Annotated in this window: 25 protein-coding genes, 1 pseudogene and 1 riboswitch; of the genes and pseudogenes, 11 read left to right on the forward strand and 15 right to left on the reverse strand. The window is 35.6% G+C overall.

Features of this window, described 5'->3' with window-relative positions:
- Positions 1-6 precede the first annotated feature (6 nt).
- The 3 genes from AC07YC_RS05010 (at position 7) to AC07YC_RS05020 (ending at position 1,689) form a co-directional block, all read left to right on the forward strand.
- Positions 7-1,044, forward strand: coding sequence for a DUF418 domain-containing protein (locus AC07YC_RS05010; protein WP_494918578.1), 1,038 nt, complete (start codon positions 7-9; stop codon positions 1,042-1,044).
- Positions 1,045-1,282: 238 nt separating this feature from the next.
- Entirely contained in the window at positions 1,283-1,528 is a 246-nt protein-coding gene (locus tag AC07YC_RS05015) for a hypothetical protein (protein WP_494918580.1), read from the forward strand.
- Positions 1,529-1,536: 8 nt separating this feature from the next.
- Positions 1,537-1,689, forward strand: a complete 153-nt coding sequence (locus AC07YC_RS05020; protein ID WP_336634470.1) for a hypothetical protein — start codon at positions 1,537-1,539, stop codon at positions 1,687-1,689.
- Between the two features lie 30 nt (positions 1,690-1,719).
- Here the strand turns inward: AC07YC_RS05020 and AC07YC_RS05025 are convergent, their stop codons facing one another.
- The 6 genes from AC07YC_RS05025 to queF all read right to left on the reverse strand — a co-directional run bounded on the left by AC07YC_RS05025 (position 1,720) and on the right by queF (position 5,950).
- Positions 1,720-2,112, reverse strand: coding sequence for a RidA family protein (locus tag AC07YC_RS05025; RefSeq protein ID WP_494918582.1), 393 nt, complete (start codon positions 2,110-2,112; stop codon positions 1,720-1,722).
- A gap of 775 nt (positions 2,113-2,887) precedes the next feature.
- A complete protein-coding gene (locus tag AC07YC_RS05030; protein ID WP_096365513.1) occupies positions 2,888-3,427 on the reverse strand; it encodes a VUT family protein in 540 nt (179 codons plus the stop codon).
- Positions 3,428-3,472: 45 nt separating this feature from the next.
- Positions 3,473-4,201, reverse strand: a complete 729-nt coding sequence (gene queE / locus AC07YC_RS05035; RefSeq protein ID WP_494918694.1) for a 7-carboxy-7-deazaguanine synthase QueE — start codon at positions 4,199-4,201, stop codon at positions 3,473-3,475.
- Positions 4,194-4,667 (reverse strand): 6-carboxytetrahydropterin synthase QueD, encoded by a 474-nt coding sequence (gene queD / locus AC07YC_RS05040; RefSeq protein WP_494918583.1) that lies wholly within the window; start codon positions 4,665-4,667, stop codon positions 4,194-4,196. The genes queE and queD overlap by 8 nt, the downstream gene beginning before the upstream one ends.
- A 2-nt stretch (positions 4,668-4,669) precedes the next feature.
- A complete protein-coding gene (gene queC / locus AC07YC_RS05045; protein ID WP_494918585.1) occupies positions 4,670-5,329 on the reverse strand; it encodes a 7-cyano-7-deazaguanine synthase QueC in 660 nt (219 codons plus the stop codon).
- Positions 5,330-5,449: 120 nt separating this feature from the next.
- Positions 5,450-5,950: a preQ(1) synthase gene (queF, locus tag AC07YC_RS05050; RefSeq protein ID WP_494918586.1), complete on the reverse strand. Its 501-nt coding sequence runs from the start codon at positions 5,948-5,950 to the stop codon at positions 5,450-5,452.
- Positions 5,951-6,073: 123 nt separating this feature from the next.
- Positions 6,074-6,120: riboswitch (PreQ1 riboswitch) on the reverse strand.
- 450 nt (positions 6,121-6,570) lie between these two features.
- Between queF and AC07YC_RS05055 the strand changes: the two genes are divergently transcribed.
- Positions 6,571-8,925, forward strand: coding sequence for a M13-type metalloendopeptidase (locus AC07YC_RS05055; protein WP_494918587.1), 2,355 nt, complete (start codon positions 6,571-6,573; stop codon positions 8,923-8,925).
- Between the two features lie 272 nt (positions 8,926-9,197).
- Positions 9,198-9,347: a hypothetical protein gene (locus AC07YC_RS05060; RefSeq protein WP_175445552.1), complete on the forward strand. Its 150-nt coding sequence runs from the start codon at positions 9,198-9,200 to the stop codon at positions 9,345-9,347.
- 109 nt (positions 9,348-9,456) lie between these two features.
- On the opposite strand, the gene AC07YC_RS05065 is transcribed toward AC07YC_RS05060, so the two are convergent.
- The 3 genes from AC07YC_RS05065 to AC07YC_RS05075 all read right to left on the reverse strand — a co-directional run bounded on the left by AC07YC_RS05065 (position 9,457) and on the right by AC07YC_RS05075 (position 11,628).
- The gene (locus AC07YC_RS05065) at positions 9,457-10,212 is read right to left on the reverse strand and encodes a class I SAM-dependent methyltransferase (protein ID WP_494918588.1); all 756 of its coding nucleotides are present in this window, start codon (positions 10,210-10,212) and stop codon (positions 9,457-9,459) included.
- 72 nt (positions 10,213-10,284) lie between these two features.
- A complete protein-coding gene (locus AC07YC_RS05070) occupies positions 10,285-10,671 on the reverse strand; it encodes a VOC family protein (RefSeq protein ID WP_336634461.1) in 387 nt (128 codons plus the stop codon).
- A gap of 195 nt (positions 10,672-10,866) precedes the next feature.
- On the reverse strand, positions 10,867-11,628 hold the full coding sequence (locus tag AC07YC_RS05075) for a glycosyltransferase (RefSeq protein WP_494918590.1): 762 nt from the start codon (positions 11,626-11,628) through the stop codon (positions 10,867-10,869).
- 636 nt (positions 11,629-12,264) lie between these two features.
- Between AC07YC_RS05075 and AC07YC_RS05080 the strand changes: the two genes are divergently transcribed.
- The 3 genes from AC07YC_RS05080 (at position 12,265) to AC07YC_RS05090 (ending at position 13,915) form a co-directional block, all read left to right on the forward strand.
- Entirely contained in the window at positions 12,265-12,540 is a 276-nt protein-coding gene (locus tag AC07YC_RS05080; RefSeq protein ID WP_494918591.1) for a hypothetical protein, read from the forward strand.
- Between the two features lie 467 nt (positions 12,541-13,007).
- Positions 13,008-13,328 carry a DUF4183 domain-containing protein gene (locus AC07YC_RS05085; protein ID WP_036126339.1) on the forward strand — a complete coding sequence of 107 codons (321 nt, stop codon included), beginning with the start codon at positions 13,008-13,010 and terminating at the stop codon, positions 13,326-13,328.
- A 188-nt stretch (positions 13,329-13,516) separates the two neighbouring features.
- Positions 13,517-13,915 (forward strand): hypothetical protein, encoded by a 399-nt coding sequence (locus AC07YC_RS05090; RefSeq protein WP_336634458.1) that lies wholly within the window; start codon positions 13,517-13,519, stop codon positions 13,913-13,915.
- 764 nt (positions 13,916-14,679) lie between these two features.
- On the opposite strand, the gene AC07YC_RS05095 is transcribed toward AC07YC_RS05090, so the two are convergent.
- Positions 14,680-15,150 carry a hypothetical protein gene (locus tag AC07YC_RS05095; RefSeq protein WP_494918592.1) on the reverse strand — a complete coding sequence of 157 codons (471 nt, stop codon included), beginning with the start codon at positions 15,148-15,150 and terminating at the stop codon, positions 14,680-14,682.
- A 144-nt stretch (positions 15,151-15,294) separates the two neighbouring features.
- Between AC07YC_RS05095 and AC07YC_RS05100 the strand changes: the two genes are divergently transcribed.
- A complete protein-coding gene (locus AC07YC_RS05100; protein WP_494918593.1) occupies positions 15,295-15,927 on the forward strand; it encodes a hypothetical protein in 633 nt (210 codons plus the stop codon).
- 966 nt (positions 15,928-16,893) lie between these two features.
- On the opposite strand, the gene AC07YC_RS05105 is transcribed toward AC07YC_RS05100, so the two are convergent.
- Positions 16,894-17,865 (reverse strand): hypothetical protein, encoded by a 972-nt coding sequence (locus AC07YC_RS05105; protein WP_494918594.1) that lies wholly within the window; start codon positions 17,863-17,865, stop codon positions 16,894-16,896.
- A gap of 417 nt (positions 17,866-18,282) precedes the next feature.
- Between AC07YC_RS05105 and AC07YC_RS05110 the strand changes: the two genes are divergently transcribed.
- Positions 18,283-19,041, forward strand: coding sequence for an MBL fold metallo-hydrolase (locus tag AC07YC_RS05110; RefSeq protein ID WP_494918595.1), 759 nt, complete (start codon positions 18,283-18,285; stop codon positions 19,039-19,041).
- 112 nt (positions 19,042-19,153) lie between these two features.
- Here AC07YC_RS05110 and AC07YC_RS05115 read toward each other — a convergent pair.
- Positions 19,154-19,249, reverse strand: a pseudogene (locus AC07YC_RS05115) (aconitate hydratase); the annotation flags it as partial.
- 65 nt (positions 19,250-19,314) lie between these two features.
- Between AC07YC_RS05115 and AC07YC_RS05120 the strand changes: the two are divergent.
- Positions 19,315-19,593: a hypothetical protein gene (locus tag AC07YC_RS05120; RefSeq protein ID WP_008179529.1), complete on the forward strand. Its 279-nt coding sequence runs from the start codon at positions 19,315-19,317 to the stop codon at positions 19,591-19,593.
- A gap of 50 nt (positions 19,594-19,643) precedes the next feature.
- Here AC07YC_RS05120 and AC07YC_RS05125 read toward each other — a convergent pair whose 3' ends face one another.
- The 3 genes from AC07YC_RS05125 to AC07YC_RS05135 form a co-directional block, all read right to left on the reverse strand.
- Complete coding sequence (locus tag AC07YC_RS05125; RefSeq protein ID WP_494918596.1) at positions 19,644-19,967, reverse strand: hypothetical protein; 324 nt, start codon at positions 19,965-19,967, stop codon at positions 19,644-19,646.
- A gap of 84 nt (positions 19,968-20,051) precedes the next feature.
- Positions 20,052-20,342, reverse strand: coding sequence for a hypothetical protein (locus AC07YC_RS05130; RefSeq protein WP_494918598.1), 291 nt, complete (start codon positions 20,340-20,342; stop codon positions 20,052-20,054).
- Positions 20,342-20,818, reverse strand: coding sequence for a phage holin (locus AC07YC_RS05135; RefSeq protein WP_494918599.1), 477 nt, complete (start codon positions 20,816-20,818; stop codon positions 20,342-20,344). Before AC07YC_RS05135 ends, AC07YC_RS05130 begins: the two co-directional genes overlap by 1 nt.
- Positions 20,819-20,941 lie beyond the last annotated feature (123 nt).

The raw sequence follows: 20,941 nt of genomic DNA on the forward strand, positions 1-20,941 counted from the left end.
ATAACATTGCAACCAACCGACAACAACAAACGTATTGATACATTAGATTACTTAAGAGGATTTGCCTTACTTGGTATTATTTTAGTGAATATCCCTGCATTGATGTGGATTGCACCACCCCAATTAGCTAGTGATATTGCCTATAATCAATTTCTCACACTTTTTATAGAAGGTAAATTTTTCATTATATTTTCTTTTTTATTTGGAATCGGATTTTATCTTTTTCTTTCCCGTGCAATGGCTAGAAACGATAGAGCCTATATTTTATTTAGTCGCAGACTTCTGATCTTATTACTAATGGGTATTATTCATTTCTTTTTTCAACCAGGAGAAGCTTTAACTGTCTATGCCATCTTTGGCTTTTTAGCTTTACCCTTTTATAAAGTGCGGAAAGAAATTAATTTATTAATTGGGCTCATCCTATTAGCCCTAACAGCTTATTTTGGAATGAAAATCGTCATGCCTTTCCCACTAATTTTACTAGGTTTAGCTGCTGGCCAATATCGCCTATTTGAAAATATCCCACTACATCGAAAAAAAATTCTGCTAGCGACAATTGTCATGTTCCTTGTTAGCATAGGTAGCTGGTTGTATCAATGGCAGTATGTCCCTACAGCCAATGTGAATATCGATCAATTATCCAAAATTCAGCTGGAAGAGCATATTACGAATATGGAGCAATTTGCGTTAATTGGATTACAGTTTAGTCCGTTTGTTTCAGCGTTTTACATGGGAGCCCTTATCCTATGTCTACAGAGTGCACTATTCCAACAACTTTTATCACCATTAAAGGCTTATGGACGCATGGCTTTAACAAATTATTTAGGGCAGACAGCACTCATTTTAATCATTGGTCATACATTCCAGCTAATCGGGCAGCTTCGATACATCGAGTCACTATGGATTTGTCTAGGTATTTATGTTTTCCAATTGATCTGTAGTAAGCTATGGCTACACTATTTCCGCTTCGGACCAATGGAGTGGCTGTGGCGAATGGGGACCTATTGGACAGTCCCTCCCCTAAGAAAAAGAAAAGATTCTTAGCCAAGGATATATACCTATCAACCTAAAGTGAAACGTCATATATTGGTAATGTACCCTACTCGCTTTCCATCTTTGCTCATATCTTCAGCAAGATACACATCCCCATTTTATTTGGTCACTTATTTTTCAATAAGTGACCTTTTTTGGCTACCATTCACTTTCACCTTTGTTGCTCTGCACCTGTCTCTTACAACATGCATACTATGTAAATAATACCCTTTTTTGCAGGGAGGATTTTATGAAAAATAACAAAGGCTATCGGAATAGTGAAGGAACTGAGTCAGTGAGTCAAGCAGCTAAGCTGGCTGTTATTGCGGGAGCCATCACCACACTAGGTGATGCACTAGCGACCATTGCAGCAGGTCTTGCTTTGGAAGATGAGTTAAAGGAAAACGAAAGTAAAAATAATGATATGGGTAAACTGCAAAAACAAATTGACGATTTAAATTATGAAATGAAGCAATTAAAAAAAATGTTCCGATAATGGTGGCAATGGACGAAAAAAGACGACAATATTCAAATGATATTGTCGTCTTTAAAATGTACAATGATAAAGTTAAGCAAATGATTGTCACTACTGGTGGACACTTTCCACAAATGGGACCACCCTTCGTTCCAATCGTCCTCGTAAAAATAAATGTTTAAGGTGATAAACAATAATAACGAGGCATCAAATTATTTTGCCGCCCAAATTTCAAGCTCTATTTTAATTTCTGGTAAACCTAGTGCCGATACGTAGGCTATGGTCATGGATGGATAGGATTCGCCAAACATACCTTCCCATTGCTCGTAGAAATGATTCCAATCTATTTCCTCCGTAGCCCAAATATTGACCTTTACAATGTGAGTGGCATCCATTCCCTCTGAAGCTAAAATTGTTTCAATATGTTGAAAGGTATTTATAATTTGTTCCCATAATGTCTGTGGTAATTGCTCATCTTGGTCCAAACCAATTTGACCTGAAAAAGCATACATTGTCGCATCTTTTGGAATAATTGTGACATGACTATATTTCCCAACAGGTCTAGGTGCCTGCATTGGATTTTTACGCACTAGTTTTGATTTCATGTTGAATCTCCTTTAGGTTTTTTTCTAAAAAAGGACAGACTTATCCCTAAAGCAACTATTCTAGAAAAAAACAGCAGTGGAGAATCCAATGCCCATGCTTAAAAAACGAATTGATCTTTTTTTCATAAGCCTTCTCCCCCTCTACCTAAAGTTATTTCCATGTTACCATTTCTATCCTTATATTTTCAATTTATAACTGAAACTATTCAGGAGTTTCTTTTTATGATCTTTCAGGCAATTAACTATTTAACAATAGCGAACCTAACATATACTTAATAGTGTAAAGCTAAATTAGCCTTACACCTCCGAATTGTTACTAGGGTTACTCCATCCCAAGTGACCCTTCCTTTTTTCATAATTAAAACTAGGTGCTCTCTTTGTGTAGTACCTAGTTTTTTGTTAGTATGCGTGTTCATCCATAGAATATCATGTCAACCTCTACAATTTTTCAACAAACTTCCTTTAAGTGCGGTATACATAGTTACTATGTTTGTACTAAATAAAAATGGAGAGCGATTGTCTTTGTACAGCCATCATAATCTTTTCTCTTTTTACAAGCTAAATGGTATATAATTTACAAAATAAGTAAATGATATGTTTTGTAAGGGGGGAATCGCTATGAACACTAATGTGACTAAACCCTTTATTCCATCCCCTAGTTCATAGCGATTACCATTCTTAAAAAATACAGGTCTCATTAGAGTACCTGTTTTTTGTTATATTTTTTTAGGACAGTACCCTTTACTACTACATGTTGACAAGCATAACTAAAGAATCAGCCTGAAATAAGGCGTTTTTCTTTTATTGCTCCTACTTGACCAAGAATTAAGGCACCGAACATTTGTATAATCGTCTTCACAATAATTTGTCCTAAAATAGCGGCTGGTACTGCTTCCCAGGGTAATATATTGGCTCCAAGTGGACTCAAACCAATGACAACGAAAATGGCGGAATCTAGAAACCCTCCAACAATTCCACTATATAACACTCGCCAAGCCATTGGTAACTTCAGTCGAGTATAGATTTCAGTATCAGCCGTTTCAGCGACAACAAATGAGACAGCCGATGCTACCACAATTAAAAGTGTATCTCCCAATATGAATGACACGACTGCTGATAAAATTAAAGCTGCACTAATAAATATATATGTCTTTGCTCGTCCGTATTTATTTTGCACAAGGTCCCGAAAAATAAAGGTCGCCCCAATTAAAAGCGTCCCCATGGGAACAATAAACATCCCAAACTGCAAGGGCGCAAATGCCGCCGTTACTACATTAGCGATGACAATCGATAATAAATAAAATAAAATTCTCAACCTACTACTCCTCCAAAAAATGTATAGACATTTTGTAATGCCACACTATACACCCCTTTTATTTCCCCAGACAAGGGCATGTAGCTGTGGCAATACTTTGACGTCTTTTAATTCATCATCTTTCATCACTCTATCAATCAATGCATGATATTTTTCTAATAAATCGTTTATTAAGCATGAATTGTCAATCGTTGTGAAATCATCATTTCCAACTTGCAGATAAAAAGGAAGCATTGGAAATCGATGATGAATTTGTTTGGCAAAATCATAATCCTCTTGATTAAAAACGACTATTTTGAGTGAAATATTGTGATTCCTATTTCCCCTTTTAAGTTTGTCTAAAATATTAGCGAGCACCAAATGGTCAGTGGTCATTCCTGAACTAGGTGGCTTTGGTGAAATTGTCAATTCATCAATGTCATACATCCAGTTTTGCCACCTACTGCCCTGTGTTTCCACTCCGATCTTTATATCGTTTTCTTTTAAAATGGCTATTAGTGCTTCTAAATTGGGATAAAGGGCAGGATTACCGCCTGAAATCGTAACAAATGAAAAGCCATGACCTCCAAGGCGCCTCAACTCAGCCCAAATCTCTTCCGCTGTCATTTGAACGATAAGATGTTTTCCGCTCCCGTCCCAAGTAAATGCAGAATCACACCAAGAACAGGAATAATCACAGCCCGCTGTTCTTACAAACATGGTCTTTTGACCAACTACCATTCCCTCACCTTGAATTGTTGGTCCAAATATCTCGATAACAGGTACCTTACTCAACCTCCATCCACTCCCGTCTTGCTTCTGCATAGCTTGTCGGAGTTTCATAAAGCCTGATAAACTCTACGCACGCACCGTTTTCTCTTTGTTCTTCATGCAAGGCCTCTACCAATTTTTCGTATATCCAAACAACGATATTTTCTGCTGTCGTATTCATAGGTGGAAGCGTTTCGTTTAAATATCGATGATCCAAATGAATTTCGATTTTTTGTTTCCATATTTTTTTAATATCGCCAAAATCAATCATCAAGCCACGTTCATCTGTATATCCACTCAGTCCCAATATGACACGATACGTATGACCGTGTAAATTTTTGCATTTCCCCTCATATTGATGTAAATGATGAGCAGCATCGAAGGTAAATTCTTTGCTTACAAGCACACGTTTAGCATGATAGTTCAATTGATTGCTTTGAATATCTTCGCCCATTTTTTGGAGCTTATCGACAATTTTAAAATCTAACATGCCTACAACTCCTTCCTATTGCTTAAATATTCATCAAGCCCTTTTTTTCGCAGTTTACAGGCTGGACATTCCCCACAACCATCAGCTATTACACCGTTATAGCAAGTCAATGTTCTCTCCCGAACAAATTCAAGTGCCCCAAACTGATCAGCAAGCCCCCATGTCTGTGCCTTATCCAGCCACATCAGCGGTGTATCAATTACAAAGGAATCATCCATCGATAAATTTAACGTTACATTCAAAGACTTAATAAAAACGTCTCGGCAATCCGGATATCCGCTAAAATCTGTTTCACACACACCTGTTACGATATGCTTAGCTCCTACCTGGCTCGCTAAAACGCCAGCGAATGAAAGAAAAAGAAGATTCCGTCCAGGTACAAACGTCGATGGAAGCTCACCATTTTCACCGTCTTCCACCTTAATGTCTTGTCGTGTTAATGCATTCGGAGCGAGCTGATTTAGGAGAGACATATCAAGAATATGGTGTTTGATACCGAGCTCCTCTGCTATTAGCTTCGCACAATCAATTTCTAGACGATGCCTTTGACCATAATCAAAAGTGACTGCCTCAATCTCTGCAAAACGTTCGTTTGCCCAAAACAAACAAGTTGTACTGTCCTGACCTCCACTAAATACAACAATTGCTTTTTCCTGCTTCATCCATAAAAACTCCCTTTGTTTGAAAAAACAGCACTCTAAGAAAAAGTGCTGCTTTCCCCTTAGTTTTTTTAAGAGGGTAGCTAAAAACCTCTTTTTTAATTGGACTTACCCATTCCTCATTTATCGATTATCAATTTTTTCCGGATTAAGATCGTGGTTCATTAAACGATAACTTGCGATTTCCTCGTATTTAGTTCCTGTCTTCCCATAGTTACACCACGGATCAATTGAAATCCCCCCACGTGGAGTAAATTTCCCCCAAACCTCGATATATCGTGGGTCTAGTAATGTAATTAAGTCATTCATAATGATATTAACGCAATCCTCATGGAAATCACCGTGATTTCTAAAGCTAAATAAGTACAACTTTAGTGATTTACTTTCAACAATTTTTTTGTCCGGAATATATGAAATGTACATCGTTGCAAAATCAGGCTGATTGGTAAGAGGGCATAAACTAGTGAACTCTGGACAATTAAACTTAACGAAATAATCCCGACTAGAATGAAGATTATCCACTGCCTCCAATACCTCAGGGGCATACTCAAACGAATATTTCGTTCCTTGATTACCTAATAATGTTAAATCCTTTAGTCCTTCTTCATGGCTTCGACCAGACATAAAAAACCTCCTTGTTAAATGTTTCCCAACACTTTTCAAGAGAGGCTTTACCCATTCATCTATTCAAACATACGTCTAAACATAAAAAAAGCCACGTCCAATATGGACATGGCATAGTGTCATGTTTCCATAGTTTTTTATAGAGGGTATCAGCTATGAACCTCTCCCGTTTAAGTCCGGGCATTCTTTTCCTCCATATAATACGAAAAATAGTATGAAACGTCAAATGGATTTTTTCATGCAAATTTCTCTGTAATGCCTCTTTGGTACACAAACACTGTAATACTACCCATTTAGCAGTACATGAAACCTTCAATTGAGCATAGATTTATTACTATTCGTATAAAATAAAACCTTAACAATTTATTTCTTCGCGATATATCTGTGTGCATTATTATTTGAACCTTATCGTTCACTCTTATAGTCAGATTTTCAATAGGAGGTGAACATTCTCTGCTTCTATTTGCGCAAAATTAGCTAGATAATGCTCACTTGAAATGAAAAAGCTCCTAACATATTTTCAAACTAAAAAAAATCAACTACAATGTAAAAATGGTAGAAATACTAAAATCTACCCAATTAACTTTATTTATACAAATTCACTATGAAGGAGCACGAAGATGAAAAAGAAGTTTTTATCCTTACTCATGGCCATTATTATGGTCTTATCAGTAAGTGTAGCGGTGTATGCCGATGAAAAGTCCCCACCAGCGACAAGAGGAGAGCTTGTTAAAACCTTGTTGGTGGCAGCAGATGCATATCAATCAGGACTAAATAAAGAAGCGATTATACAAGGCTCAAAAAACAAGGATTTACGAGAAAATGAGCCAGCCAAGAAAGTTGAAGCATTAGTTATGTTGAGCAGAGCGTTCGGCGAATTGCCAGAGCCTGTTGGCAATGATCTTCGCAGTGGCACATTTGGAGTTAAGTACACTGATGTACCTACTTGGGCTAAAAAAGATATCGATAATCTGACAAAAGCAGGCGTACTGACAGGCAACCCTGACGGCAAATTAGGCGCAAACGATCCTATTACGACCGATGAGTTCCAAAATCTGATCGCCAGAATATGGACACTTAAAGGCTCCCACTTACATGACGATTTTTATGAAGCAATCAATAAAAAATGGTTAAATAAATCGACAATTCCAGTAGGAGAAATCATGGGTGGTGGTTTTCCTGAGCTCCAAAAACAGAATACAGATAAAATTGAAAAAATAATTACTGAGCTTTCTGGCAAACAATTTGCAGAGGGAACGAAAGAACAGAAGATTGCCGACTTCTATTCGACGGCATTGGATACAAGTAATAGAAATAAACAAGGCATTGAGCCTATTCAAAAATATGTAAAGGCAATTGACGATGCTAAAACCCTTGATGATCTTGTGCAAGCAGATCTTACCCTAGAGAAAGAATTGGGTCTAAGCTCACTATTTAGCTTTGCCATTATGAACGATGCGAAGAACAGCAGTAAAAATGCTCTGTATTTCACTGGATTAGCTACTGGTTTAGATAAGAACAGTTTTGTAAGTGAAGACGCCAATGCGAAAAAGGCCTATATTCAATATATGACTAAGCTTTTAGTCGTGTCAGGCGAGAAAGAGTCTACTGCAATAGCACTTGCCGAGAAAATTTACGAAATGGAAAAAGCCTTAGCTTCCGTATCGCTTGATCCTCATGAACAAGGCGACGTTACTAAATACTATAATCCATATTCAATCAAACAATTCGATAACATGTTCAAAACCGTAGATATGAAACAAGTTTTGAAGTCGATGAAAGTTGACAGTGCAGATAAAGTAATCGTATTTGATGTGAAGCTGGCACAAAAAGGCGCAGAGCTCTTAACGGACACTAATCTTAATGTGCTTAAAGCCTACTCTAAAGTACAACTTCTTATGGCAACTGGCGGTTTGTTGTCAGATGAATTCGGAGATGCTGCTAATGAGTTTGCCGCAACATTATACGGAGTTACAGGAGAAAAAACAGATCAAGAAATCGCAGTAGCTAAGACAACTAGCACAATGAGCGGCTATTTGGAGCAAATGTATGCCGAACAACATTTTTCTCCAAAAGCTAAAAAAGATGTTGAACAAATGGTAGATCAGTTAATTGCTACGTATGAGGAAAGAATCAAATCCCTTGATTGGATGTCAGAAACAACAAAAGCTAAAGCCATTAAAAAACTGGATACGATGATTGTTAAAATCGGTTATCCTGACAAATGGGATACGACATTAGACAAAGTAGCGATCAAAACATATGACGAAGGTGGTTCGCTATTCGCTAATACCTTCACAGTAACGAAAGCTTATATTGATAACACGAAAGCCAAGCTAGATAAACCGGTGGATCGAACGGAATGGGTAACGAGCGTATATACGGTAAATGCTTTTTACAATGCTCTTAATAATGAAATTACGTTCCCTGCTGGTATTCTTCAAGCGCCTTTCTATGATATAAATGCTAAACCTGAAGAAAATTATGGTGCCATTGGCATGATTATTGGCCATGAAATCAGCCATGCATTCGATAACAACGGATCTGCATACGACGAAAATGGCAATGCAAATAACTGGTGGACAGAAGAGGACTTTAAAAAGTTCGAAGAGAAAAACCAGAAATTGATTGAGTTTTATAATGCCATTGAAATTATCCCTGGTGTTTTCAATGACGGTCAGCTTACATTGAGCGAGAATGGCGCTGATTTAGGTGGCATGGCAGCTTCACTGCAAGTTGTATCTCAAATGAGTAATCCAGACTATAAAGCATATTTCGAAAGTAATGCAGAAATGTGGAAATCCACTACAACAAAAGAATTTGCAGCAATGCTGAGCAAAAACGATGTACATTCAGCCAATAAAGTTCGAGTAAACCGTACGATTGTAAACTTCCAGGAGTTCTATGATACCTATGGAATTAAACCTGGAGATGGCATGTATATAGCGCCAGAGGATCGAGTTTCCATCTGGTAAAACGCACAGTAGAGCTTGTAAAAAAGTACAATGACTACTGCCTGGAGAAGCTCTAATTAAAGTAAGACCTACTTTCTCTAAGATAGGTGTCATTCAAACAAATAGGCAGATTTAATCTACAGATGTGGATTAAACTCTGTCTTTTTGTTTTAAATGTAAGCTGCTTGAAATCAATATTCCTTGACTACTTTTCTCATGAAGCATCATAATTTGTACTTTATGCGGATAAAAAAACATCTTTCACCCACACTAATGGTGGAGGTGAGTAGACCATGGGTAATAATAAACATAAGAATAATAAAACTCAAGACAACAAAAAACAACAGAATCAAAATCAAAATGCTAACAGAGAGCGTGAAAACAGAGAAGAATTCGCTGAGGAAGTAGATTTCAGTCGTATTCAAAATGAAAAAAATAAGTAATCCATGTGGAATTACCCCCAATATTCACTTTATAAAGTTGAATATTGGGGGTTTTATGATTATCTAAAAATGAAAATGATTGCTAGTTAGGTTGATTTTAGCAATACTTTTAGACAGTACCTAAATAGCTTCGCGTTATATTTTGGAGAACCATTTTTCCATTGTTACTGTATTTTTCGAATAACTCCGACAGTAAGTAAACGAATTCTTGATACTTTTCGTCATGTTTTTTGGGAGCATACGATGCTGATAAATTCCTTCCCAAGAAACCTTCATAATCAAATACTAAATCATTTTGATACTTGTTGAACTCATACTTTCCATCCTTAAAAAAGCAGTTAAAAACGTCTTGGGTTTCTTCCATTCCACCGCTAAATCCTTTGAAATTTGAACATGTCCTTTGGCAAATTTCTGCATTCTCTTGAATAATCGGACTCGTTAAATCTCTGCTATTCCACACAAGAGCAACATTAGCCTTTTGCCTTACTATTCGTTGGCATTCAAGTTTAAATGCTTTTTTATCAAACCAATGAAATGCCTGTGCAACTGTTATTAAATCAACGCTATTCCCTTTTAAAGTAGTGTTTTCGGCAGTCCCTTTTATTGATTTAAAACGAGTATGCATGCTTAATGACTCCTCGGCTATCTTTCTCATGTCATCATTTGGCTCTACTCCTATAACATTCATCCCTTTTTCCAGCAGCTGACGGCTCAATATCCCCGTACCCGAACCAATATCGGCCACTATCTGTTCTCCTTTAAGTTGATTAGCTGAAAGCAAGTAATCAATATATTCATTAGGGTAACTAGGACGATATTGCGCATATATTTCAGCCTTATCTGTAAAATTTTCAGTTGTTTTCATAGTACTACCTTCCTCCCTTTACTATTCAGTACGATTGGCTTTATCCAGAAAAATAGCTGCCTATATAAAGTGCTAAGTGTTTTTACAAATCATTAATACATTCCCATCTAGATCTTTGAACACAAAATAAAAATCATCCTGTATTTCTGTCACAAGCTCAACATGATGCTCCTTCATAAATTGATAAGAAGCTTGAAGATCGTCCGTTACAAGCTGAATGGATGGGACTTGGTAGGTGGCAATATCCCCATCCTCTTTTCTCCACTTTGGCATAGCATCTAAAATTAATCCTGCTGTTCCTTCCATAGGTGCCACAAATAAATGTCCAAAATGCTCTTCTCCCCCTTCCAAACCAACTATTTTTCTATACCATTCTATTGCCCTCTCTAAGTTACGAACAGGAATAAATACAGCACCGATTTTGTTTTTAATGGGCGTACGATTATTAGGTGTAGTCACTTACATTCTCCTTTCATAAAGCTTTACATTTACTGTTGAATTCTACCTCCCCTTATTTTTTACCTCTATTAGTAAAGGTATATCACTATCGATCAATAAAAACGTAAAAAAAAGCGTTAATCGAATGAGGATTAACGGCACATTGGTATCTTTATTTTTATCTCTCCTACTTGAAATCTAGCTTCAGACCATTTTTTATCTATCTTGATTTTCATAATAGGCTTCATCCGCATACTTTCGATCTGTTCCTTTCAGATAGGCTAAGATAATGGATGGACGTTTAAGTAAAATCCAATCTCCATTTTTATCAAATTTCCTACTTGAAGTGATCATTCCATTTTGAATGGTCCCAAATTTTTTCCCACTCTTTTTGCCCAACACTTTTAATCGTTTAGCGAAATCTGCATCTTCTGCCATAAGCATTTCCTCATTAAAACCATTGATCAATTTAAAGTCCTGTTTATAACACCAAAAAATTCCCACAGAAATAGCTCCATACTTAAAAAATAATGGGCCAATTAACAACAAGGCTGAAACAAAAATCCCTAAGGACATTCTTTCAAACTTTCCTGTAACTCCGCCTCCAATGTACTTTCCTGAGCTTAAATACTCCTCTGCCTTTGACAACACATGATCATTCATCAGTGTATCAGCATCAATCGTAACAATAATTTCACCTCTCGCTATTTCAACACCAGCGTTCCTTATCTTAGAAAGGTTCTTATCGTCATTCTTTAATACGATACAATGGTACGATCTTGCAATTTCCTCCGTTTTATCCGTACATCGATTTAATATAACAATGATTTCAACTTGATTTTCAAATGGTTTAGAAGCTTTTAAGATGGATTCTATGCATTTCCCAATGTACTGTTCTTCATTATGCGCGGGTATGACAATTGAAAATTTTATAGCCTCCTTATTTTTTTCTTCTAAAGAGTTCTCCTTTTCGCCCATACATATCTCCCCTTTGAATGAAACCATTTTTATTTCTGTGAATATTATGGAAATGACTTCGAAGTGACACTCCTATTTATCTAATTGCCGCTGCCAAACACCACCCTTATAAGGAATATTATCTCACTAAATATGGACCTGAACGAATCAAAATTTGAAATTTTTTCTAATTATTATGTATGGCTGTTTCAAGACACTTAGAAGTCTTTATCCGCAGCAAATGAGGCAATATTTTATACATGTATTGAGCTCTCAAAAAATGTAAAATAACGGCAATTAGTCTTTCCGCTTTGGGCGCCATATCCTCTCATTTTAGCTCTTCAATCATGGTTAGTGTAATTCACGTTCTGGCCATGTGACTAAGATTTTCTTATATTTTTCATCTGGAAAAGAAAATACTCTTTTATCACCAAAAATGGTACATTAAAAGGGCATGAAAGGACTTTGTGTTGAATAAGCTCCACCTTAAACTATTTTGAGAAGTAACGTACGATGATGCTGTGGCTTTTCGTAAAAAGGACTGATAAGATGAAAAGATTTATGTGGACTATTAGCGACATACCAAGCTTGTAGGGAGTGCCGATACATCCCTTGACCTCTCTTGCAAGCTTGGGTTTCTCAAGGGAGCTGATAGGAATGCAAAATCGATCAAGAGCCTATATTCGCCATCAAAGAGAGCGAATGATCCAAAAGAAATGGGCTATTTTACAAAATATTATGTTACGGGAAAATGAATACATGCCTGTACGGGGTACATTGAGTAAAGGTAAAGTGCATTGCTCTTGTAGAATGTGCCGCTATGAGCAGTATCACTCGATTCCAAAAGCCAAACATAAAGCAAGGTTAAAAGCTATGGAGCAGGAAATAGACGAATATGTCTATTTCCTGCTCCATATGCTGTTCTTTCCATGATCTTGCCCTTACAAAAAGCATCTCGCTTGGAAATAAAAAATAATTTCCCGGGTAAGCGCAAGAAATGACAAGTTTAGTCTTCCCTAGCAACACTAAGCGACTGATTTCATCAATATCCATGACTTGCTTAAGTGTTTTCCCTCGTACTATTCCATTTCAATAATTAATTTCCCAATTATTTATACCTATTGCCTGACCATGAATGTCTTGCCATCCGTATGTTAATGTAGTGTTGGTCGAGCATCTGCCACTCTCCCTTCATCCTCTATCAAATTTTCTTTAATAGACCTATCGCCAAACCATCCTCCATATTCAATTCATATACTATTAGTGGAAATATGATAATTTGTATTTTCTTAAAAGCTTTCAATTTCTGGCGTGAGAAAAATCTACTTATAGATTCGTATATCAACTCCGAAAATCTGATTTTCTCACTAAAGATTATTTTTTTGAAGGGAGGTGAAAAAATGGCACTTTCAATTATAAATATCCATGTAAATGTTACAGGAACTTCCACTAAATTCTTTAATATTTTAGCAGCAAATTTAGCTGTCACAGATGGCACGACTATTGCTGCAACTGCCTTTTTAGATGATAGTGGCAATGCCGCTACCGCTTTCCCAGTAGTCACTAATGGCTACTATAATTTCTATATTAATGGGGTATTACAGGAAGGTGGCTCCTATACAGTTTCTGCAACAGAGTTAACCTTTAACGACGTTACAGGTACACTCACTGCAGGTACGCCTTTAGTAATCGAAGCGGTAGAATTAGTTACACAAACGTAATTAGTTAGTATTTCCCCTTATTTTTTGTTGGAGGGTCACTACATCCCCAAGTGACCCTTACATTGCTTAAAGGAGAAATCACATTCATTTTTCATAAAGTAATAAACGAATAAAAAGTTCATAGAATAGCATTGCATCAATCATTTGAATAGGATGGTTACGAAAATATTAAATGAAGGAGAATGACTATGAGCATTGAAATAATTAAACTCGCCCCAACATTATTACATGTATTTAAAGCTGGTGAGTCGAATCCAAAAAAAGAAAAGCGCATTATTTATGGACAAGCTACTTCAGACGCAAATGGGATCGCTACATTTTATGTTACAGACAATGCATTAGCGAATGGCAATCCTTTATTATCCACTATTGATTTCGCAGTATCAAGTGTATACTCGACAAATGCATCGATTAATTTAAGACCTAGAGTACAAATGAGAGAAAAGAATATTGCTGGAAAATATGTCTCTGCGAATGTAACAAATATTAGTGGTGTAACGGTATTAGGCATTAGTGTATTAGGGTCTGAAAATCCAGTAAACGGCGTTATTGTCGACTTTATGGTTCTCGGTAGCTTTGATCATTAATAGAAGGTATGGAGGTTTTTCGTAGATAATGAAAGAATGAAAAAAAGATGCCCAAAAAGGAGAGCCTTGTTGAACATCTTTACTTTATTGCAAAGGAATATCCAGAGGATTGGCGGAATGGTTCAAATATAGCTTAGCCCTTCCATTATATTCTTCAAATTGTGTCGTCTCCGCTACGTATGGCTCATCTCGTGAAATCGAAATACCTTTGAACTCTAACAGCATACTATCTTCTTTTATTGCAACTTTGCTGCGCCGCAGAAATATCTCCATCAAATAGCATCTTGCTCATTCTTCAAATATGTAAAGGCCATACGATACAAAATATCCTCATCCATTTCAATAAGGGGAAGTATCGCATCATGAACCCCGCGTTTAACACACTACCCTAATTCAAATTTCATCCTTTTCGCCGCCTTCCTCCATTAGACGGAGCGATTCTTCATTTCAATCAAAAGCTGTAAAATTCTTTGAAATTAAAAGGGTCATGGTTCTGATTTCACAAATAGAATAAAACCAGTAAAACACATCATCCTGTGCCTTACTGGTTTTATAGAAGCCTACATTTTATGAGATAGAAAATTCCAAGCTCAATGTTTCAGTGTTTCCCCCTCTTCGTCATTCTCAGCTACCAAAGAGTAAAATGAGCATATTCCTTTTTGGTCATCGGTTTTCCTGCTACCATTAGTAGAATCGTCGACCATTTTTTGAAGAACGGCCTACCCTATGATTCGACCACCATGTAAATCCTTTATAAATTATGTTTAGCGTGTATACACACCTATGAAGCCATCAGCATTTCCGTTATTAAGAAGTTTGATTTCCTCATAGGGATTCTTCTTTTTGCTTTCTAAAAGAAATAGCTTTTTGTTATTTGTACTACTTCCTTCTGTAGTTGTATAGGTAAAAGTTAAAATTTTCTTTTCCTTATTATATTTAAAGGAGTAATCAGAGTAATTCTTTGTAGTTGAATTGATTAAAATATATGTTTTATGTTCATTTTCATCATAAGCATAAATTCCATCCTTTAACTCTTCTCCAAATATGTTAAGAACCTTCTTACTTTCTTCATCATTAGCATCCAGTTCTAGTACTCTTAAATTTTCTAATTTTGTATTTTCTGAAAGTACAATTTCGGGATTGTTCTCTTCATAGTTAACATCCACTCTATAGTTGCAAGCCGTTTGCATTAACAATAATCCAAGTAAAGCACAAAATGTTAACCTCTTTTTCACGACTTTTTTTCCACCTTCTTTTAAATTTTAATAATCTTAGTTAATACTTACATATTATACAATAATCTAAACTAGTATATACAAATATTGCCACTTAGTATATAATGGAAATTGAATTACAAATACAGGGGAGGTTGTTAAAAGATGACAGCAATAACTGGAAATAAGTTACTAAGTTCGTTGTTCTTTAGCTTTGTGTTATTTTTAGTTTTTAGTTGCAGTAGCCTTTTAGTCCATGCAGCCGAGAGTGATTCAGAATTACAACCCTTAGAAAATTTAGAATTTGTGACAGATGAAAGGTATAGCGTACCAACAGAAGACGGTGGTATGATTTTGTTTGAATCAGAACAAGATTACCAATCTTATTTGAATAACAGCATACAACCTTTATGTGCTACATGTAATCAGACCACTCAGACAACACTTGAAAAATACACTGTTTCACGCGCATTTATTGGGTATCACCCCGCTACACCCGGTTGGGATAAAGTGAAAAGTGTATCCATCGCTGGTGGAATCACTTGGAGTATAAACGGCTCCTTTGCCCAAGGTTCATCAACATTCGGTATTACATTTTCCCACAGTTTTACGTCTACAAGGACTTATGAATCGCAATACCCCACTAAATATGTCCGTGTTGGTGTTAGAAAAGATGTTATTTACCACAAAGTAAAAAATGTAGTAAGAAATCCTATAGGTACAATTATCAACACGTATATAACTGAAACGGCAACTCCATATGGTGATACGTATACGGAGTTAATGTATAGAAATTAAGTAGCTATTATAAAGTTGTACAAGTATAAATATCATTTTACGAAAACCCAACTACAAACTTTTTTGTAGTTGGGTTTTTAATTTAACGAATGTCTTGAAAGCAAACTCAAGCACAATCTTTATTAGATAAAATAGAATAACCCCATGTCAATTATGGGATACACTCATAAATCATACCCCACAACCCTTGCTATATCAGCATTTCTAGGCTCACCTAAAAATACTGTGCTCCTAAATGCCAGGTTTTTTATTAAGGTAATTAAAATTTGGAGAATGGCGTATTTAAAGTATTTCTAGAGTATATTCTTAAATTAATGTTTGTAATAAGGGGTTATAAAAGACACTCAATTGGGGTAAAAGTGGGGTACTACCGTTTTTGAAAGTTTGTACCCCACTTTATTCGCATATTAATTATTATATGGCAGGTGTATAAAAATCTTTACTTAATTTTAGAAAAGTCACTCAACACAATATTTTGTATTGAATCCCCCAAAAATTTTGGTCTAACTTTTAGGGTGTAGTACATTTTGAGTGACTTTTGTATTTATATAAAACTGTGCGTAGCCTCTTTTGTTTCAATGAAGCATGTTACTTCTTCTCGGCTTTTCGGTCTACCCTTATTTCGCTTTGGAGTGGCCTTTTTATAACAATCCATCTAAAAAACGTACTCATTCATATTTTTCTGTTGTTTGATTTCTTCATTTCTTCATTTTTACTCACAGCTTTTTAATAATGAATTTTATATAGGAGATTTCTTAATTAATGTCATTGACCCCATTAATTAAATTGAATTATATATAATTGTGGCTCAACTATCTATTGTCTTTTTCTTTTATCCTCCAACGATACACCTTTAATTTCTTGGTCACTTCTATAAGTAGAAGTCGTCCTTTTTTGATTAGAACAAATTAACATTGTAGATACTATATACTAAATTTTTTCACTTGACCAGTTCACATCAAATTGTTAAGAATGGATCACTGGATTTGTTTCTCTTATATCTTCGCCATATGCTTCATCAATTTTATAAATCATCTTTGCCCATCTTTGGTAATCTTCGTTTGATGCTGAATCATTAGCAAGTACAAACTTCGGATTCTCTTCCTGAGAAAAAAATTTTTCAATCTCGTAATTCTTTATTTCTAATTTATCAGATAACACTTCCTTGACAATCCAATCTCTACCTTCTGCGAATTCCTTTAATTCATTAATATTCGAAACTGAAGGTAAATTATTATTTGAGCTAGATTTTAAAACTTTTTGTGGTGCATCTGCAAGTTGGTAATTTAATAGAATACTTTCTGTATCTTCAGTTTCTAGCATCTTCCATATGTCTCTTAATTCTTTTATAAATGCTTTAACCTCACTAATCTTATCCGCGCCAATCATTTCTGTCACCAAATACAAAAGCTCATCTACAGATAATTTCTTATGATCAACAATTGATTTTGCCATGGTATAGCAGAAAATATTTTCAGTTTCAGCAATAATACCTTTGGATGAGAATGTATACTTATAAAATTTAACATCTACCCGAACAATTGCGAAGTTTTCAGGATAAACAAAAAACATTTTTTCTTCATATTCGCCCATAGAACTGTTTCCAATCAAAGTGTCTAAAGCAGTTTCAACTATGCTTTTGAAACCTTCAATTACTCCCTCTTTACCTTTAAAAAACATCTCAATTGCATTTTTAATAGAATCTGAAGATTTGGAACTTAAATTAACATGTTGCATGTCGTGATAAGACATTGCCCGATTCCCTACAATTTCAAGTTCTTTAGTTCCTCCACTTAAAAACATATTTTGAAGTTCCCCTCTAAATTGCTCACATTTTGCTTGTGCCATTTTTTGAAGAAAACCAAATTGCTCCTTCATTTGTAAATCCTTCTCAGTTTTCCCTGTGATGCCATCAATCATGTCTACAATCTTTGCCATTAATCTCTACCTCCATCTACTAATTTTTTGTATAGACAATCACGAACAATTGATTTCTGCAATTTCACAAGAAGTAATGATTACCTATAAATTTATAATAAGTTATAATTTAACAAAAATATATAGATGGTGTAAATTTTTACATTTTTTAATATGTAAATACAAAATGCCCAGGCTCAAAATTAATTGAGTACCTGGGCTAAATAATTTGCATGTATAGAGGACCACTGAAAAATTAACATATTCTCCACTCTGCAAGAGAGATCTCATTATGATTTCTATAATCATCCAATTGCTGTTCGCTTGATTTTAAATATTCTGTTCGTATATCTTTAATAGTAAATCATATACATGATTTTGCATTTTAAAATTGAATACATACTCTCAATCACTAGAATATTAAAGGAGATAATTTATATGGCTATTACAGTACAACATATTCGACACGCAACTTCGATTATTGTAATAAACAATAATCGTATACTAATCGATCCAATGTTGAGTGAAGTTGAACAACTTTCACCTGTCCCCTTTACTAGAAATTATCGAAGAAATCCATTAACTTCTTTACCTGTTTCACTTAACATTTTTGAAAATGTGGATGCTATTTTGCTAACTCATCGCCATTTTGACCATTGGGATAAAAAATCTATATCCCTATTAAATAAAAATATTCCTATTTTATGTGGTCCTAATGATAAATCCTCTGTTCTAAAAGCTGGTTTCACAAAAATAATCTCAATTGAAGACACTTATGAGTGGGCAGGAATAAATATTAAAAGGATTGAGGGACCACATGCTCCCGGACTCACTGGTATGATACTTGGGATAGTATCCGGATTTTATCTAAAAACCAAGACAGAAGGATCCATATATATCGTAGGGGATTGTATCTATACACCAAAGATTGAAAAGGCCTTTATAGACCTATCACCAGACATTGCTCTTTTGAATGCATCCGAGGCTGAAATGATATGGGGAACTGTGATTACTATGAACCGTGAAGATATTGCTCGTATTGCATGTCTATCTCCAAAAACTAAACTAGTAGCAGTACATCTAGATACAATTAACCATTGTAAGTTGAGTCGAAAACAGTTATCAGCATATCTTAAAGATAAAAATCTATGCGATTCAGTAGTAATTCCTCAAGATGGTGAAATTGTTTCGTTTTAATTATTTCAATAATGCTTGATAACTATTGGATATCTATGCTATAAGGATTTGATTTGAAAGCCCAGGCTCAAGATAAATTGAGAGCCTGGGCTTTATTTTGGTGACCGATTAATCATTTTTCCACCTGAGTCTTCAAAGCCATATTAGCATATCTGTGTACCCCATCATTACCAGCTGTAGCTATATGCACATCACTAAAATATTCGTCTGTACAAAACATATCTAATTACCTAAAATGGTGAATAGTAGTTAGATCTATTGAGGTGAATAAAAATGAATAATTGTCCTAATTGTTTAGCCAGTAATCCTTTTAAGAAAGTATATAGAGATGGTTTAGTATTTGTGAAATGTGAATTTTGTAATACGATTTTTGAAGATACTTCAACGAGAAAAACTAGAGAATCTAGAGAATTATCAGGGAGTATACGAAACGAAGTCCAAAACAAAGCCCCAACCGAAACAGATTTTCGCTTAATTGGAATGTTCATTTGGTTTGTCATAATACTCGGCATTTCTGTAAGTATTATTGATGCTATTTTTTGGAGTGATTAATTTATAAAATGCCCAGGCTCAAAATTAATTGAGTACCCGGGCATGGGTTGTTAGTTACTTCTTTGAGCAATAATGATCTTCAATCCTTCAAAATCCCCACCAGTTAATGTGCCAGTGTCAAATTTATTTAGGTGTGATTTATCAATAAGCTTTTTATCTACTGCTTGTTTGAGGTAGTCGCGTACTGCAGCTTTAGTTGTCTCATTTGTGAAATTCATTGTGTCATCATCCTTTGCAATATTATTTGGAGGTGTTAATTGCATATTTGCTTTCACCATTTGTAAAAAACTATTCCACGGAATAGGTGCGCTTGTGGAACGCATCTTACTAGGACAATTTTTTTCCGCTGTAAAAGTTGTGTTGTACCACATCATTGATTGTTAAACTTTCATCTTTAAGAATTTTGGCAATTAATGCTGCTGTATTTTGTATAGTTCTAACATAGTCACCATCACTATTTACACACATTTCAACTTGGATCGCTTGTTATTCCCTTGTTTACTACCTGCCGCCCAACATTGCCAATTGTGAGTAAATGATTGTACAGCTTCTTTGTCATCCACAGACCAATGCCAACTTGCTTGACAACTATTACAGTTAGCTTGCAGTCGAGCGTGGTTGTCTGCCCCACTACCTTTCTTGGCATTGTCAGTTTCATGAATACATACTTTTCTACGAGCGTTTTTACGTCCTCCTGTTACTTTAATAGAAACGGCCGCTGACACTAAATGTTGTCTGATTTGCACCATTATTTATCACCCTTTGGTTTGTCATAATTCAATGCTTGCTCGCTGTCTGAGGTACCTTTTGTAGTCGGGTCGATAATAATACCAAGCAAACCTAATATGCTTAATACAGTCTCTGTAATGGCTGTGATTTGTGCATTGTAAATTGTAATATCGACATTAAAAATGCCCGCTGTTTGATTAGCGAGCACTAGTTTTCCCTCCATTTTATCTAAACGTTTATGTGCTTGTTTACTTGATTCCTCTACACGAATCACACGCTCTGATAACCCTGTAACACGCATTTCTTGTGCTTTAATATCAATCCTAATCGATTCTACCCCAGCGTTAATATTGTCTAGTTTCGTGCGTATTACGGCTGAATCAGATGCATCGTTCTTAATGTCCTTGTCTCGATTACGGTTGTAAGTGAGCACCCCAATAAAAGCCCCTAATACTGTACATAAAATTCCGATTAAAGCTACTGTTTGACTGTCCATGTCAACACCTCACAAATAAAAATAGCACTGCTCGGCACAGTGCATTGCTTAGGTCTTGTTGTATAAAAGTAGCCCTCCATAGCTGATTGTGGAAGGCAAAGTATAATGCTAGTTATGTTGCGT

The organism is Lysinibacillus sp. GW247-5R2A (assembly GCF_059424475.1).